Origin of the sequence: Brachybacterium sp. AOP42-C2-15 (genome assembly GCF_052377065.1) — a bacterium.
Classification (GTDB): Bacteria; Actinomycetota; Actinomycetes; order Actinomycetales; family Dermabacteraceae; genus Brachybacterium.
In genome coordinates, this window is sequence record NZ_JBQSWK010000014.1 from 90263 (window position 1) to 103581 (window position 13319).

At 68.3% G+C, this 13319-nt stretch carries 14 protein-coding genes; 8 read left to right on the forward strand and 6 right to left on the reverse strand.

Annotated elements, in window-relative coordinates:
- Positions 1-40 precede the first annotated feature (40 nt).
- Positions 41-1423 carry a short-chain fatty acid transporter gene (locus ACT3SQ_RS09865; RefSeq protein ID WP_444601080.1) on the forward strand — a complete coding sequence of 461 codons (1383 nt, stop codon included), beginning with the start codon at positions 41-43 and terminating at the stop codon, positions 1421-1423.
- A 3-nt stretch (positions 1424-1426) separates the two neighbouring features.
- Here ACT3SQ_RS09865 and ACT3SQ_RS09870 read toward each other — a convergent pair whose 3' ends face one another.
- Positions 1427-3079, reverse strand: a complete 1653-nt coding sequence (locus ACT3SQ_RS09870; protein WP_444601081.1) for an NERD domain-containing protein — start codon at positions 3077-3079, stop codon at positions 1427-1429.
- A 167-nt stretch (positions 3080-3246) separates the two neighbouring features.
- On the opposite strand from ACT3SQ_RS09870, the gene ACT3SQ_RS09875 reads away from it, so the two are divergent.
- Complete coding sequence (locus ACT3SQ_RS09875) at positions 3247-4338, forward strand: DNA glycosylase AlkZ-like family protein (protein WP_442332679.1); 1092 nt, start codon at positions 3247-3249, stop codon at positions 4336-4338.
- A 33-nt stretch (positions 4339-4371) separates the two neighbouring features.
- Here ACT3SQ_RS09875 and ACT3SQ_RS09880 read toward each other — a convergent pair whose 3' ends face one another.
- A complete protein-coding gene (locus tag ACT3SQ_RS09880) occupies positions 4372-4758 on the reverse strand; it encodes a hypothetical protein (protein ID WP_345079508.1) in 387 nt (128 codons plus the stop codon).
- Between the two features lie 195 nt (positions 4759-4953).
- On the opposite strand from ACT3SQ_RS09880, the gene ACT3SQ_RS09885 reads away from it, so the two are divergent.
- Positions 4954-5523 carry a DapH/DapD/GlmU-related protein gene (locus tag ACT3SQ_RS09885; protein ID WP_442332332.1) on the forward strand — a complete coding sequence of 190 codons (570 nt, stop codon included), beginning with the start codon at positions 4954-4956 and terminating at the stop codon, positions 5521-5523.
- 84 nt (positions 5524-5607) lie between these two features.
- Here ACT3SQ_RS09885 and ACT3SQ_RS09890 read toward each other — a convergent pair whose 3' ends face one another.
- The gene (locus ACT3SQ_RS09890) at positions 5608-6108 is read right to left on the reverse strand and encodes a hypothetical protein (RefSeq protein ID WP_442332333.1); all 501 of its coding nucleotides are present in this window, start codon (positions 6106-6108) and stop codon (positions 5608-5610) included.
- A 15-nt stretch (positions 6109-6123) separates the two neighbouring features.
- Between ACT3SQ_RS09890 and ACT3SQ_RS09895 the strand changes: the two genes are divergently transcribed.
- The gene (locus ACT3SQ_RS09895) at positions 6124-6453 is read left to right on the forward strand and encodes a hypothetical protein (RefSeq protein ID WP_444601082.1); all 330 of its coding nucleotides are present in this window, start codon (positions 6124-6126) and stop codon (positions 6451-6453) included.
- A gap of 13 nt (positions 6454-6466) precedes the next feature.
- A complete protein-coding gene (locus ACT3SQ_RS09900) occupies positions 6467-6850 on the forward strand; it encodes a VOC family protein (RefSeq protein WP_345079517.1) in 384 nt (127 codons plus the stop codon).
- Between the two features lie 13 nt (positions 6851-6863).
- Here ACT3SQ_RS09900 and ACT3SQ_RS09905 read toward each other — a convergent pair whose 3' ends face one another.
- On the reverse strand, positions 6864-8393 hold the full coding sequence (locus ACT3SQ_RS09905) for a DUF1846 domain-containing protein (RefSeq protein ID WP_444601083.1): 1530 nt from the start codon (positions 8391-8393) through the stop codon (positions 6864-6866).
- Between the two features lie 333 nt (positions 8394-8726).
- Between ACT3SQ_RS09905 and ACT3SQ_RS09910 the strand changes: the two genes are divergently transcribed.
- Genes ACT3SQ_RS09910 through ACT3SQ_RS09920 form a run of 3 tightly spaced genes read left to right on the forward strand, consistent with a single transcriptional unit; the run spans position 8727 to position 11684 of the window.
- The gene (locus tag ACT3SQ_RS09910; RefSeq protein ID WP_444592341.1) at positions 8727-9527 is read left to right on the forward strand and encodes a ThuA domain-containing protein; all 801 of its coding nucleotides are present in this window, start codon (positions 8727-8729) and stop codon (positions 9525-9527) included.
- Positions 9524-10657 (forward strand): Gfo/Idh/MocA family protein, encoded by a 1134-nt coding sequence (locus ACT3SQ_RS09915; RefSeq protein ID WP_442332336.1) that lies wholly within the window; start codon positions 9524-9526, stop codon positions 10655-10657. Before ACT3SQ_RS09910 ends, ACT3SQ_RS09915 begins: the two co-directional genes overlap by 4 nt.
- Before the next feature lie 25 nt (positions 10658-10682).
- Positions 10683-11684 carry a LacI family DNA-binding transcriptional regulator gene (locus ACT3SQ_RS09920; protein ID WP_442332337.1) on the forward strand — a complete coding sequence of 334 codons (1002 nt, stop codon included), beginning with the start codon at positions 10683-10685 and terminating at the stop codon, positions 11682-11684.
- Here the strand turns inward: ACT3SQ_RS09920 and ACT3SQ_RS09925 are convergent, their stop codons facing one another.
- Both ACT3SQ_RS09925 and ACT3SQ_RS09930 read right to left on the reverse strand, forming a co-directional pair.
- Positions 11685-12362 (reverse strand): YesL family protein, encoded by a 678-nt coding sequence (locus ACT3SQ_RS09925; protein ID WP_444599425.1) that lies wholly within the window; start codon positions 12360-12362, stop codon positions 11685-11687.
- A complete protein-coding gene (locus ACT3SQ_RS09930; RefSeq protein WP_441444568.1) occupies positions 12359-13312 on the reverse strand; it encodes a carbohydrate ABC transporter permease in 954 nt (317 codons plus the stop codon). The genes ACT3SQ_RS09925 and ACT3SQ_RS09930 overlap by 4 nt, the downstream gene beginning before the upstream one ends.
- Positions 13313-13319: the final 7 nt, after the last annotated feature.

The following is a 13319-nucleotide window of genomic DNA, read 5'->3' on the forward strand; positions in this document are numbered from 1 at the left end:
AGTGCAGACCGGCCCCACTTCCCCCTGAGGAGCACCCCCGATGTCCAGCGCGCCCGAAACCCGCAGCACCAGGAAGGAGGGCACGGCGATCTCACGCGCCATGCGCCCTCTGAACCATGTGGTGGAGCGTTTCATCCCCTCCGCCCTGGTGTTTTCGATCGTCCTGACCTTCATCGTGGCGATCCTGGGCCTGATCCTCACCGATACCGGGCCGGCCGATCTCGTCGTGCACTGGGGAGACGGACTTGCCGGACTGCTGGCCTTCATGACCCAGATGGCGCTGATCCTGCTGCTGGGCCACATCTTGGCCAACACCGGACCGGTGCGGAAGCTGCTGGCCTTTCTCGCCTCGATCCCGAAGACCGAGCTGACGGCCTACGTCTTCGTCTTCGTGGTGGCGGCTGCGGCGTCCCTCATCACCTGGGGGTTGGGCCTGGTGGTCGGCGGTCTGCTGGCCCGCGAGGTGGCCTACCAGGGACGCGAGCGCGGGCTCAAGCTCCACTTCCCGATGCTGGTGGCCGCGGGCTTCGGCGGCTTCGTCGTCTGGCACATGGGCTACTCGGCCTCGGGCCCGCTCACCGCCGCGACCGAGGGATCGTTCCTCGCGGAGTCACTCGGCGGCCAGACCGTCCCCATGTCCGAGACGGTCTTCTCCGGCTGGAACATGATCGCCGCGGTGGTCACCATTCTCTTCGTCGCCGTCGCCCTGTTCCTGGTCGCCCCGCGCAAGGGGGACAGCATCACGGAGCTGTCCATCGACGCGCGCGTGGCGGCGGAGGACGGCCAGGAGGAGATCGTGACCCCGGCCGACCGGCTCGACGCCAGCCGCCTGGTGACCGGGCTGACCGGCCTCGCCCTGGTCGCCTACCTGGTGCTGCACTTCACCCGCGGCGGCACCCTGACCCTGGACACCGTGAACTGGTCCTTCCTGGCCCTGATCCTGCTGCTGGTGAAGAACCCCTTCGAGCTGGTCCACCTCACCAAGAACGCCGCCTCCAACGTCGGCGAGATCCTGCTGCAGTTCCCGCTCTATGCCGGGATCCTGGGGATGATGGTCGGCTCCGGGCTGGTGCAGGTCCTCTCCGACGCCTTCGTGTCGATCTCGACCACCACCACCTTCGGCTTGTTCGCCTTCCTCTCGGCGGGCCTGGTGAACTTCTTCGTCCCCTCCGGCGGGGGGCAGTTCGCGGTCCAGGGCCCGATCATGCTCAATGCTGGCGCCGAGCTCGGTGTGGACCCGGCGATCACCATCATGGCGGTCTCCTACGGCGACCAGTGGACGAATATGATCCAGCCGTTCTGGGCGATCCCCCTGCTGGCCATCGCCGGGCTGAAGATGCGCGACATCCTCGGCTACACCACGATCGTGCTCATCGCCTCCGGAATGGTCTACGCAGGGACGCTGCTGATCGTGTCGCTCTGATGCTCAGGCGGGCGAGCTGATCCGCTCCCATACCTCGCCGCCGCCAGCGTCCCAGATCTCGCCCCCGTCGCCCACCACGACCAAGAGCGAACGTGCCCGCGACAGGCCCACGTACAGCAGCTGCGCAGCCCGCTCCGCGGAGCCGAAACCGTTCACGGCGAGCACCACCACGGGCCGTTCCAGGCCCTTGAAGTTCAGCACGTGCCCGTAGAAGACGTCCGTCGCGGCGAAGAACTCATCCCAGTACCCGTCATAGCCGTACTGCTCCACCTGCTCCTTCTGGACCGGGTGGCGGCTGCGGGTGGAGAGCAGAGCGATCTGGCCCGGCTCCCAGCCCTCGTCCATGAGCTGCTCGACCACGTCGTCGGCAGCGGGAACTGCATCCTGCGTGGCGGCCTGGACATAGCGGACCGGGGCACCGTCGTCCATCCGTGGGTTCTGCGTGAGCGGGGTCAGCGGCGCGAAGGTGCGGGGGATCGCCTTCGTGTTGCGCAGATTGTCGTCCAGCGGGAAGGGGTTCAGGGTGATCGGGGCGCGGCCCTCTCGATCGAACACGCTCTGGTGCTCGTCGGTGAAGACGAAGAGCACACCGTCCGCAGGACTCCGCAGGCACGGCTGCAGCCCGTCCCACCAGATATCGGCGAAGTCCTGCGCCTCGTCGACCACGATCGCGTCGAATAGCTCCTCCGGCTGCTGAGCGGCGGCGAGCTCCGCGAGCCGGCGGGGCAGGTGCTCCTCGTAATAGGTGGCGGGATCGCCGTCGAACTGCTCCTCGGTCTCTGCGCCCCATCGCACCGGGAGTTCGTGGAAGAGGCCGACATAGGCGGGACGCTCCTCCTCGGGCCAGGTCGCAGCGAGCAGTTGGAAGTGGCGGGCCAGCCCTCGCGAATAGCAGAGCAGGGCGGTGCGGAATCCCTCCCGGGCCAGGGTGCGGGCCTTGATCATCGCCAGATGAGTCTTGCCCGAACCGGCTCCGCCGATGATCTGCGCCCGGTGCTGGAAGCGCAGCAGCGCGATCGCCCGCTCCTGCTCGCGGGTGAGTGCATTGCCGGCGTCGGCGATCTCACGGGCCAGCAGCTGATGGTTCTCGATGGCGCGATGAGTGCGGCGCAGGACCTTGACCGCATAGCTGCACTGGGTCGGATCCAGCGGTGCGTAACCGATATGCGACTGCGCATTCAGGGCGTGCACGATCCGATCCGCCAGTCGCGGAAGGTCGGTGACGTCCAGCGTGATCTCCCGAGGAGCCTCCGGCACCTCCCATGCCGGTGGCAGCTCCGTGTAGGGGAGCATCACCAGGTGCACAGCGCGACCGATGGGTGTGGAGGAGGCGTTGTTGAGGTAGCCGATCAGGTGATGCTTCGCCGTCTGCGCCTGATCGATCGGGGACTTCTTCAGCTCACGCCGCCCACTGCGGTCTTCCTGATACCAGCGCCCCTCCTGCACGGAGATCCGGCCGCCCTTGACCTCGATCACCGCCATGCCGATTCCCGGCCACAGCACCAGCAGATCCGCTTCGATCTCCTCACCGCCGGTGGTGAGGCGCTGCCCGGCGATCATCACGGCATCGTCCGGCAGCTGATCGCGCAGGTGCTCCCACACCCTCTCCTCGGCTGTCGAGGCGAAGTCAGGCTGCGCGGGGTGGATGATCGGCATGGAGCTCCTCAAGGTCTGTCCGGCGTCGTCGCTGGTGAGGCCAGGCTATCGAGTCTGCTACGCGCGGGACCGCAGAGAGCGCACTGCAGACGTCGGAGCTCAATGCCAGAATCAAGCGCATCCGAGGCAGGGCACTCCTTCGTCGGATGACCGAAGGAGATCTGACCATGCGTGAGCTCACCCTCCAGCAGGCGCGCCGCATCGCCGTGCGAGCCGCGGGACTCGGCTCTCCCCGCCCCACCACTCTGCGCGAGGCGATCGGCGCGGTGGGGCCGATCCGCCTGGATCTCACGACGTACCTCTGCCCGAGCCCCGAGCTCGTGCTGTGGTCGCGTCTGGGCCGACGCTTCGACCCCGCAGAGCTCGACTCGTTGCGCACGCACCGCCTCCTCGTCGAGATCGCCGGCAACCTCCAGCGCGCCGAACGGTATGCGCTGCATCGTGCGCAGATGGAGGCCTGGCCCGGTGAGCCTGCAACGCCGTTCGCCGCCCAGCAGGCTCGCTGGGTCGAGGCGAACCGAGCTGCGGCGGAGGAGATCTTGCAGACTCTGCGCTCGGAGGGTCCGCTGCCGCCGAAGGAGCTGGAGGTCTCCTTTCCCGTCCCCCATCGCTCCAGCGGCTGGAACAACGACAAGAGCGTGGTGATGATGCTCGAGCGCCTCGCCGACAGAGGCCAGGTCGCCGTGTCCCATCGCGAAGGGCGCCAGCGCGTCTGGGATCTTGCCGAGCGGGTATTCCCGGAGGTGACGGCCGTACCGTCCGCGGAGGCCGAGCGCCTCCGCAACGAGGGCCGGCTCAGGGTGCAGGGCATCGCCCGGGCTTCCGGCCCCGACTGCGACCCCGGCGTCGGCACGGTGGGGGAGGAGGTGATGATCCAGGGCGTGCGCGGACGCTGGCGGGTGGACCCCGCGCCGCTGGAGAAGTCATCCTTCCGCGGACGCACCGCGCTGCTGTCGCCCTTCGATCCTTTCGTCCTGGATCGGCACCGGCTCAAGGAACTTTTCGACAGTGACTATGCGCTGGAGATGTACGTGCCCGCGGCGAAGCGCCGCTTCGGCTACTACGCACTGCCGATCCTGCACGGCGATGCGCTGATCGGCACGGCTGATCTCGAGGCCGACCACGCCCATGGAGTGCTCGAGGTCCATTCGCTGCGACCCTCGACCGACTGGGCGCCGAGCGTCACCCGCGCCGTGCACGCCGAGGTGCGATCGCTCGGCCGAATGCTGAAGCTGGAACTCGCCGATGAGCTGATGTGAGGGAGGGCTGGAAGCCTCCGCACCAAGTCCGGCTCAATCGCAGGTGTCACACACCCCGGTCGCCGGCAGTGCGTAGAAGCAGCTCGGGCAGAAGCTGAGCCGCTCCTCGCCCTTGGTCGTGGTGGCCGAGCGCGGGCGGAAGGAAGACAGTGCGAGCCCATGCCAGTCCGGCTCAGGACGGTCCTCGGGTGCGAGCCCCTTGCGGAACTCGACGTAACCCGGGTACAGGTACATCACCGAACGCCCCTCACCATCCTGCGCAGTGACGCTGCCGTTGGACGCAGTGCGGTAGAAGCTCACCGCTTCCACCCGATCGAAGTTCTCGCCGATCAGGCGGATGTCCCCGACGGACCAGTCTGGATTCCAGCCCAATGCTTCAATGCGGGTCATCCGGCGGCGGTGGGAGAGATCCGTTGTCATCTGCCCAGTAGAGCACGGCATTCCGCAACGGTCGACGGGCACGGTGATGGCCGCGCGCCGGATATCCCCGATCCGGCGCGCAGACCGAAAAATTCTCTCACGTCGGGTCTCCCTCATTGGACACGTCGCACGATGGCTACCCTGGATCAGCGCGCCGCGTGATGTCGGCGCAGTGATCCCGTAGAAGGCGGCTCCATGACTCTCACCGACTTGCTCCATGCTCTCGACTCCGGCGAGACCGTGCCGGCGAACTCTCCCTTGCACGCCGTGATGCATGAGACCAGCCAGGAAGCGCTGCGGCTCACCGGGGAGCTCAACGGCAAGTACCATGAGCCGGTGCGGGTGCGGGAGCTGCTCGCCGAGCTCACCGGGCGCGAGATCGACGAGAGCGTCACCCTCTTCCCGCCGTTCACCTCCGATTTCGGCAAGAACATCCGCCTGGGAAAGCGCGTGTTCCTCAATGCCGGCTGCCGCTTCCAGGACCAGGGAGGGCTCGAGATCGGCGACGACTGCCTCATCGGCCACAACACCGTGATCGCCACCTTGAACCACGACCTCGCCCCCAGCCGCCGCGGGGACCTGCATCCCTCCCCGGTGGTGATCGGCAAGAACGTCTGGATCGGCGCGAACGTCACGATCCTGCCCGGGGTCACGATCGGCGACGATGCCGTGATCGCGGCGGCGTCGGTGGTCACCAAGGACGTTCCTGCGAGGGCGCTCATGGTCGGCTCGCCAGCGCGGATGCTCCGCACCGTCGAGGGCTGAACCGTCGACGGTTCCCACAGCCACAGCGCGTGAGCGAGCGCGAGGACCTTCACCCGGCTGCTCGAGCGGCCCCGCAGGCGCGGGTCAGCCGATCCCGAGGGACTTCGGAGAGCAGGGTGCGGCATCCACCGCGGCCTGCTGGATCCGGATCTGGCCCTCAGCGGTGATCAGCAGCGTTGCACCATGCTCGTCGGCAGTCTCCAGCAAGGACCGCGAGCCCTGCTCGGTGACGTCCTCGATCGACGCGAACCCGTAGCCCTCCACCACGGCGTTCACGCTCGTGATGCGGTCGGTCCAGCCGTCGTCGCCGTCCGGAGCCGGCAACGGGGCCTCGGGGTCCCAGGTGCCCGGCGTGAAGAGGCAGGCCCCGTTCTCGCCCGCGACCTTTCGGGTCTCCGGTGCCTGCTGCCAGGTGGCGCCGTCGTCACCGAGCGCGTCACCGAGCGCTCCCACGAGGCTCTCGTAGTGCGTGACGGCCTCGGAGGCAGGCAGAGTGGTGGTGCCGATGCCGCAGGCGGCCAGTGGCACCACCACCGCGAGCAGCGCCAGGGCCTTGCCCGTGCGGAGGGCGAGGGGACGCTGCATGGCTTCTCCTGGTGGATGGGTCCTTCTCCCCATGGCGGGTCGCGACGGGGTGATCTAGCGTTCACCGTATCCCGCACCGGTGCCGGATACGGGGCGGACACCGACCAGCTCCTCTCCTCCGCCGAGATCGTGAAAGGGGCCGGCACGCGGATCGGCGATCTCACGCAGGAGCTGCTCACCTCGGCCTCGACGCTGGAGTGGACAGGTCCGGATGCGGAGCAGTTCCGGGCCGAGCTGGAGAGCCAGATCGCCGTCGATCTCCATGCGCTGGGCGGGCGCTGCGAGGCGATCGCACGGGGGTGCGGCAGGGACGGTCTCGGCCATGTTATCTTGAAGTCAAGATAACCTAGGAGATGCTGTGAAGCTGCACCACGTTCAGGTCTCGATGCCCCGAGGCTCGGAGGCCGCTGCACGACGCTTCTACGCAGAGGCGGTCGGCCTCACCGAGGTGGACAAGCCCGCCGCGCTCGCCGGACGCGGTGGCTGCTGGTTCCGCGCCTTCGACGGCGAACAGGTGGTCGCCGAGATCCACCTCGGCATCGACCACCCCTTCATCCCGGCACGGAAGGCGCACCCGGCACTGGTGGTGGACGACCTGTCCGAGCTCGAGGCGATGGCGGCCGGCATCGAGGGGATCGGCTGCGAGGTCTCCTGGGCTGAGCGCGACACCTTCGACGGATTCCTCCGCTTCCACGCCCGGGACCCCTTCGGTAACCGCCTCGAGGTCATGACGCCGGCCTGAGCACTCAGCCGGCTCAGCGCTTGTGGTAGAGCGCCTTGTGCAGGAATCTCGGCTCGGAGGTCACCGAGATCCCGAGGTTGCGGAAGATGTCCTCGTCGACGGTGCCGAGGATCGTGGTGGTGTGCACATCGCAGCCTGCCAGGCTGCGCAGCTGGTCGATCGCCCGACGCGCGTTCTCATCGGTGGATGCCGAGACCGATAGCGCGATCAGCACCTCGTCGGTGTGCAGGCGGGGGTTCCGGGAGCCCAGATGCTCCGTCTTCAGAGTCTGGATCGGCTCGATCGAGGAGGGGGAGAGCAGCTGCACGGAGTCCTCGAGCCCGGCCAGGTGCTTGAGCGCGTTCAGCAGCATCGCCGCCGAGCAGCCCAGCAGGGGGGAGGTCTTGCCGGCGACGATCGTGCCGTCGGCCAGCTGGATCGCGGCGCCCGGCTCTCCGGTGCGGGCCTCGACCGCGAGGGCGGGCTCCACCACGGCGCGGTCGCTGAGCGAGCAGCCCGCCTTGGACATGATCATCCCGATCCGCTGGGAGACGACGTCTTCCTCGTCGTTGATCCGCTCATGCATGAGCGCCTTGTAATAGCGGCGGATGATCTCCTGGCGCGACGCCTCGCGGCACACCGCGTCATCCACGATGCAGTCGCCGGCGAGGTTCACCCCCATGTCGGTGGGGGAGGCATAGGGGGATTCGCCCGTGAGCCGGTCCAGCAGTGTGCGCAGCAGCGGGAACACCTCGACGTCCCGGTTGTAGCTGGTGACCTGCTTGCCGTAGGTCGCGAGGTGGAAGGGGTCGATGAGGTTCAGATCGTCCAGATCTGCCGTCGCTGACTCATAGGCGAGGTTCACCGGGTGCTCGAGCGGCAGGTTCCAGATCGGGAAGGTCTCGAACTTCGCATATCCGGAGCTGATCCCGCGCTGATGGTCGTGGTAGATCTGCGAGAGGCAGGTGGCGAGCTTGCCGGAGCCCGGCCCCGGCGCCGTCACCACGATCAGGTCCCGGGTGGTGTGCGAGTACTCGTTCGCCCCGAGGCCCTGCGCGGAGACGATCCGCTCGGTGTCCTGCGGGTAGCCGGGGATCACGGTGTGCCGGGCGACGTTCAGGCCCAGCCGCTGCAGCCGCTCGATGAAGGCATGCGCGACGTGGTTGGAGTCCTCCAGCTGGGTGAGCACCACGTTCTCCACCAGGAAGCCATGCTCACGGAACACATCGATGAGGCGCAGCATGTCGTCCTCGTAGGAGATGCCCAGATCTGCGCGGACCTTCTGCCGCTCGAGGTCCTTGGCGTTCAGGCACACCAGGATCTCCAGCTCATCCTTCAGCCGATGCAGCATCGCGATCTTGTTGTCCGGCGTGAAGCCTGGCAGCACTCTCGCGGCGTGGTGGTCATCGAAGAGCTTGCCGCCCATCTCCAGGTACAGCTTTCCGCCGATCTCCTCGCGGCGCTGCTGGATGTGCCGCGACTGCAGCTCGATGTACTTCTCGCGATCGAAGCCGATCGCGGCAGCGGCGGACGGGGAGCTGGGACGAACATCCGGAACGGTCACCCCGGCACGCTAGCACCGTCCCGCTGCGAAGATGCGGGGGCGCCTCGATGTGGCTCCGGGAGCGCGCGGGAGTCGATCGGAGCAGAGTCGCACTTCCGGCGCGATTCGGACGGGATACGAATCGACAGTCGTTCAGGAGAGCTGCCGGCGGTGATGCGCCATGGGGCTTGCATGGCCTGCGAACGTCGGACATGATTTCGGGCACCCGACGTTCCGCTCATAGTTGATTCGAATCGATGAGTCTTCTCAGATATGAGACGACGAAGTCAGACCTCACCGTCGGAGCTGTCACGGGATGACCCACGACTCCCCTCACCCCACCCAAGGACACCCATGCCCATGAATACCAGCCCCCTGCGCGTCACCGTCTGGGGCGAGAACCGCCACGAGCAGCGCGACCCGCGCGTGCGCGAGCTCTATCCCGAGGGGATGCACTCCGCGATCCGCGACGGGATCGTCGAGAACCTCGGCGACGAGGTGACCACTCGGTTCGCCCTCCTGGATGATCCCGAGCATGGGCTCAGCGAAGAGGTCCTCGCCCAGACCGATGTCCTCACCTGGTGGGGCCACATGGCCCACCACGAGGTCTCCGACGAGGTCGCCGAGCGGGTGCAGAAGCATGTGCTGGCCGGCATGGGCCTCGTGGTCCTGCACTCCGGCCACTGGTCCAAGCCGTTCATCCGGCTGATGGGCACCACCTGCACGCTGCGCTGGCGCAATGAGGCCGACCGTGAGCTGGTGTGGACCGTGAACCCCTCGCACCCGATCGCCGAGGGCGTGCCGCACCCGATCGTCATCCCGGAGCAGGAGATGTACGGGGAGCACTTCGACATCCCGGTCCCCGACGAGCTGGTCTTCGTCTCCTCCTTCAGCGGGGGAGAGGTGTTCCGCTCCGGCTGCACGTTCCGGCGCGGCAAGGGCAAGATCTTCTACTTCAGCCCCGGGGATCAGGACTACCCCGTCTACCAGCATCAGGATGTCCGGCGCGTCATCGCCAACAGCGTGCGGTGGGCGAGGCCCGCCGTCACCGACCGCGAGGCGCCCTTCCTGGACCGGTACGAGACCGAGTGGTTCACCACCGGCGCCGTCGGCCAGGGCGTGGGCGACGCAGCGGCTGCGGGGAAGGGCGAATGAGCGCGACGGACGCCGCTCCCGTCCCGGTCGTCGTGATCGGAGCCGGCGGCATGGGACGGGCCTGGATCGGCACCGTGCTGCGCAGCGACGCCGCCCGGCTGGTCGGGGTGGCCGACGTGCTCGAGGGCGCCGCCGAGCGCGCGATCGCCGAGGTCGTCCCAGAGGAGCAGCGGGCCGGACTCGTCACCGGGACGGATGCCCTCGACGTCGCACGGCGCTCCGGGGCGGAGGCGGTCATCGACGTGACGATCCCCGCCGCTCACCACGCCGTCACCGCCGATGCCCTGCACGCCGGATTCCCGGTGCTGGGGGAGAAGCCCTGCGCAGCGACCCTCGCCGAGGCCGTCTCCCTGGCCGGCCATGCGGAGGCCACCGGGAGACTGTTCATGGTCTCCCAGTCGCGGCGCAACAACCCGAACCTGCACGAGGCACGGCGACTGGCCGACGAGCTCGGCGGCGCGGGCATCGTGGACACCCGCTTCTACAAGGCTCCCCGCTTCGGCGGCTTCCGCGATGAGATGGAGCATCCGCTGATCGTGGACATGGCCATCCACGCCTTCGACGCCGGGCGGGTGCTGATCGACGGCAATCCGGTCGCCGTCACCGCCGCTTCCTACAACCCCTCCTGGAGCTGGTACGCCGGAGATACTGCCGCGACGGTCACCATCACCTATGACAGCGGCGCGGTGCACACCTTCGCCGGTTCCTGGGCCGCACCGGGCGCCGAGACCAGCTGGAACGGCGACTGGCGGATCAGCTGCGAGCTGGGGAGCGTGCTCTGGGACGGCGAGACGCCGCCGGCCTCCCACGCGGCCGGGGCAGAGGCGGCAGAGGCTGTCCTCGGCCGCGCGCCGGACCCGGACGCGCGCTGGGAGCTGGCAGACTCACTCGATCGATTCTGCGCGGCGCTGCGGGGCGGCCCGGTGCCGGACTCCGAGGTCCATGCGAACGTGTGGACCCAGGCGATCGTCGAGGCGGCCGTGCACGCCGCAGACACCGGGACGCGGGTGCAGCTCGCGGACCTCCTCGAGGAGGCGCTCGCCGCAGCGCGTGCCCTGGACTCCGCCGACGGGCGCAGCTCAGCACTGCTCTCGTGGAACACTGGAACCTCAGGGCTGAGCATCGGGTGAGCACAGCCGGGGAAGGGGACCTGGCATGGCGGTGAGGAAGATGGCGGCGAGGAAGAAGGCGCCGACGAGCCAGGACGTCGCTCGGCTGGCCGGGGTCTCTCAATCCACCGTGAGCTACGTGCTCACCGGCTCCCGGCCGATCTCCGAGGAGACCCGCGCCCGGGTCGAGGAGGCGATCGCCAAGCTCGGATATCACCCCAACTCCGGCGCCCGCACCCTGCGCTCGCGGCGCAGCGGCGTGATCGGCCTGATGGTCCCCGAGACCGGGGCCGATGACGGCGTGCTGATGGTCTTCATCGGTGCGATCGCCCGCGAGGCCCGCCTGCACGGCTACGACATCCTGCTGGTCACCGCGCAGGAAGGCGCGGCAGGTATCCGCCGGGTGGTCCGCACCGGGGTGTGCGAGGGCCTGATCCTGATGGAGCTGGACCGATACGACGAACGCGTCGCCCCGGTGATCGAGTCCGGGCTGCCCTTCGTGACGATCGGCAAGCCCGAGGAGTTCCCCCAGGGATCCGTCGTGGACCTCGACTTCGAGATGCTCGGTCACATGGTCGTGGAGCGGGCCGTCGAGGAGAGCTGTGATCGGCTGCTGCTGTTCGGCGCGCCGGGCCGCCGGCGCTCCCGCAATGACGTCTCCCGCTTCCTCACCGGGATCGAAGCCGCAGCCGAGGAGGAGGAGCTGGACGTGGTGCTCGACGCCGGAGAGCTCGCCAACGTGCCGGACCGGGCGCTGCGGATCACCCTCCCCAACCAGCGCACCGCCCTGTTCGGCATCACCGGGGTGCGGCAGGTGCTGTTCGCGATGGCCGCCACCGGCGCACTGGTGGACGAGACCCGCCTGCTCATCGGCCTCAGCGGCGAGGACCTGGCAGACATCAGCCCGCTCCTCGTCGCGGTCCCGCAGATCGACCCCCGCCGGGTGGAGATCAGCGAGCTCGCCGTCGGGGAGCTGGTGCGCCTGCTCGAGATCGAGGGTGCCGGGCCACGGATCACACTGGTGGAGCCGCGCTGGCTCGACGGCTGATCAAGCGCTGAGCGGCATCGCACCGGACCGCCACATCAACGTCGTCACCGCCCACGCCGGCAGGACGATGCCGAACACCGGCACCAGGCCGGGAACAGTCTGAGCCACCCAGATCGTGGCGGCGAGCACGATGGCGGTGAGCAGTGCGACCGTCGGCCGCCGCACCAGCAGCACCAGACCCATCCGCAGCAGGCGACCGACCGGATCGGTGAAATGGGCGGCCAGCGGCCACACCACGGAGCTCAGCAGCACCAGCACCACCGTCAGCACCACCACCAGCCCGCTCACCAGCGGAGCGATGGACCCCAGTGCGACGCCGGTCAGCACCGCGCGGTCCAGGGCGAGCAGCAGCCATCCCAGCAGCAGCGCCCCGCCCAGGCGGTGGGCCCGCCAGAACTCCGTGCGCCAGGCACCCCAGAACTCGGTCCAGAGCCCGGGCCGGGCGCGAGGGCGCTCACCGGTCTCCTCGGCGATCTGCTCGAGCCGGTCCTCCCGCAGCACGGTGCACAGCGCTGCCGTCGCGGGCAGCGCGCCGAACACCACGGCGCCTGCCAGAGCGCCGAGCACCCACAGCAGCTGCAGCAGGAACAGCCGCAGCGCCAGCTCCCCGAGCACCAGGTGCCAGCGCACCAGCTGAGGCATCAGCCTCCCCGGTCGCGCCGGTGTCGCGATGCTCATCCCTTCACCGACCCGATCAGCACGCCCTTCTCGAAGTACTTCTGCAGGAAGGGGTACAGGATGATGACGGGCAGCGTAGAGACGATGATGACCCCGTACTTGATCTGATCCGCGTAGCGCTGCCCGTAGGCGCCGCCGGAGCCGCCAGCGCCCCCGGCGCCCCCGGAGAAGGCCTGGTTGGACAGCAGGATGTCTCGCAGCACGATCTGGAGCGGCTGTTTGTCGTAGTCCCGCACGAAGATCAGCCCGGTGAAGAAGTCGTTCCAGTGCTGCACCAGGTAGTACAGGCCGATCAGGGAGATCAGTGCTTTGGACAGCGGCAGCGCAATGGTGGTGAAGAAGCGGAAGTAGTCCACGCCGTCGATCATGGCGGCCTCGAAGAGCTCCTCGGGCAGGGAATTCTCGAAGAAGGCCCGCGCGATGATCAGGTTGAACACGTTCAGGGCCGAGGGGAGGATGAACACCAGCCAGTTGTCCAGCAGGCCCAGGTCCCGGTACAGCAGGTAGGTGGGGATCAGGCCGCCGTTGAAGAACATGGTGAAGGCGAAGATCAGCATGAGCGGGCGCCGGGGCCGGAACTCACGCCGCGAGAGCGCATAGGCCGCAGGGAGGGTCACCACCAGGTTCAGCGCTGTGCCGACCACGCTGTAGACCAGTGTGTTGCGGTAGCCGACCCAGATCCGTGTGTCCTCGAAGATCTGCTGGTACCCGAAGAAGCTGATGTTCTTGGGCAGGAAGGAGACCCTCCCGGTTGCCACTGCCGTCGGATCGCTGATGGAGGCGATCATGACGAAGTACAGCGGGTAGAGCGTCGCGAACAGGACCGTCGCGCAGATCAGGGCGATCACGACGGTGAAGACCATGTCATTGCCCGTCAGGCGCCGGCCCAGACGGCGCGGGGAGCTGCGGGCGGCAGCGCGTTCAGTCGTCTCAGTCGTCTCGGTGGTCATGGGGCCC

Coding starts and splice junctions, on each gene's coding strand:
- ACT3SQ_RS09870 (WP_444601081.1), bottom strand. CDS start 3,079: ATGCCGATCATCCACCCCGCGCAGCCTGACTTCGCCTCGACAGCCGAG.
- ACT3SQ_RS09915 (WP_442332336.1), top strand. CDS start 9,524: ATGAGCGCGACGGACGCCGCTCCCGTCCCGGTCGTCGTGATCGGAGCC.
- ACT3SQ_RS09920 (WP_442332337.1), top strand. CDS start 10,683: ATGGCGGTGAGGAAGATGGCGGCGAGGAAGAAGGCGCCGACGAGCCAG.
- ACT3SQ_RS09885 (WP_442332332.1), top strand. CDS start 4,954: ATGACTCTCACCGACTTGCTCCATGCTCTCGACTCCGGCGAGACCGTG.
- ACT3SQ_RS09925 (WP_444599425.1), bottom strand. CDS start 12,362: ATGAGCATCGCGACACCGGCGCGACCGGGGAGGCTGATGCCTCAGCTG.
- ACT3SQ_RS09910 (WP_444592341.1), top strand. CDS start 8,727: ATGCCCATGAATACCAGCCCCCTGCGCGTCACCGTCTGGGGCGAGAAC.
- ACT3SQ_RS09895 (WP_444601082.1), top strand. CDS start 6,124: ATGGGTCCTTCTCCCCATGGCGGGTCGCGACGGGGTGATCTAGCGTTC.
- ACT3SQ_RS09875 (WP_442332679.1), top strand. CDS start 3,247: ATGCGTGAGCTCACCCTCCAGCAGGCGCGCCGCATCGCCGTGCGAGCC.
- ACT3SQ_RS09890 (WP_442332333.1), bottom strand. CDS start 6,108: ATGCAGCGTCCCCTCGCCCTCCGCACGGGCAAGGCCCTGGCGCTGCTC.
- ACT3SQ_RS09880 (WP_345079508.1), bottom strand. CDS start 4,758: ATGACAACGGATCTCTCCCACCGCCGCCGGATGACCCGCATTGAAGCA.
- ACT3SQ_RS09930 (WP_441444568.1), bottom strand. CDS start 13,312: ATGACCACCGAGACGACTGAGACGACTGAACGCGCTGCCGCCCGCAGC.
- ACT3SQ_RS09865 (WP_444601080.1), top strand. CDS start 41: ATGTCCAGCGCGCCCGAAACCCGCAGCACCAGGAAGGAGGGCACGGCG.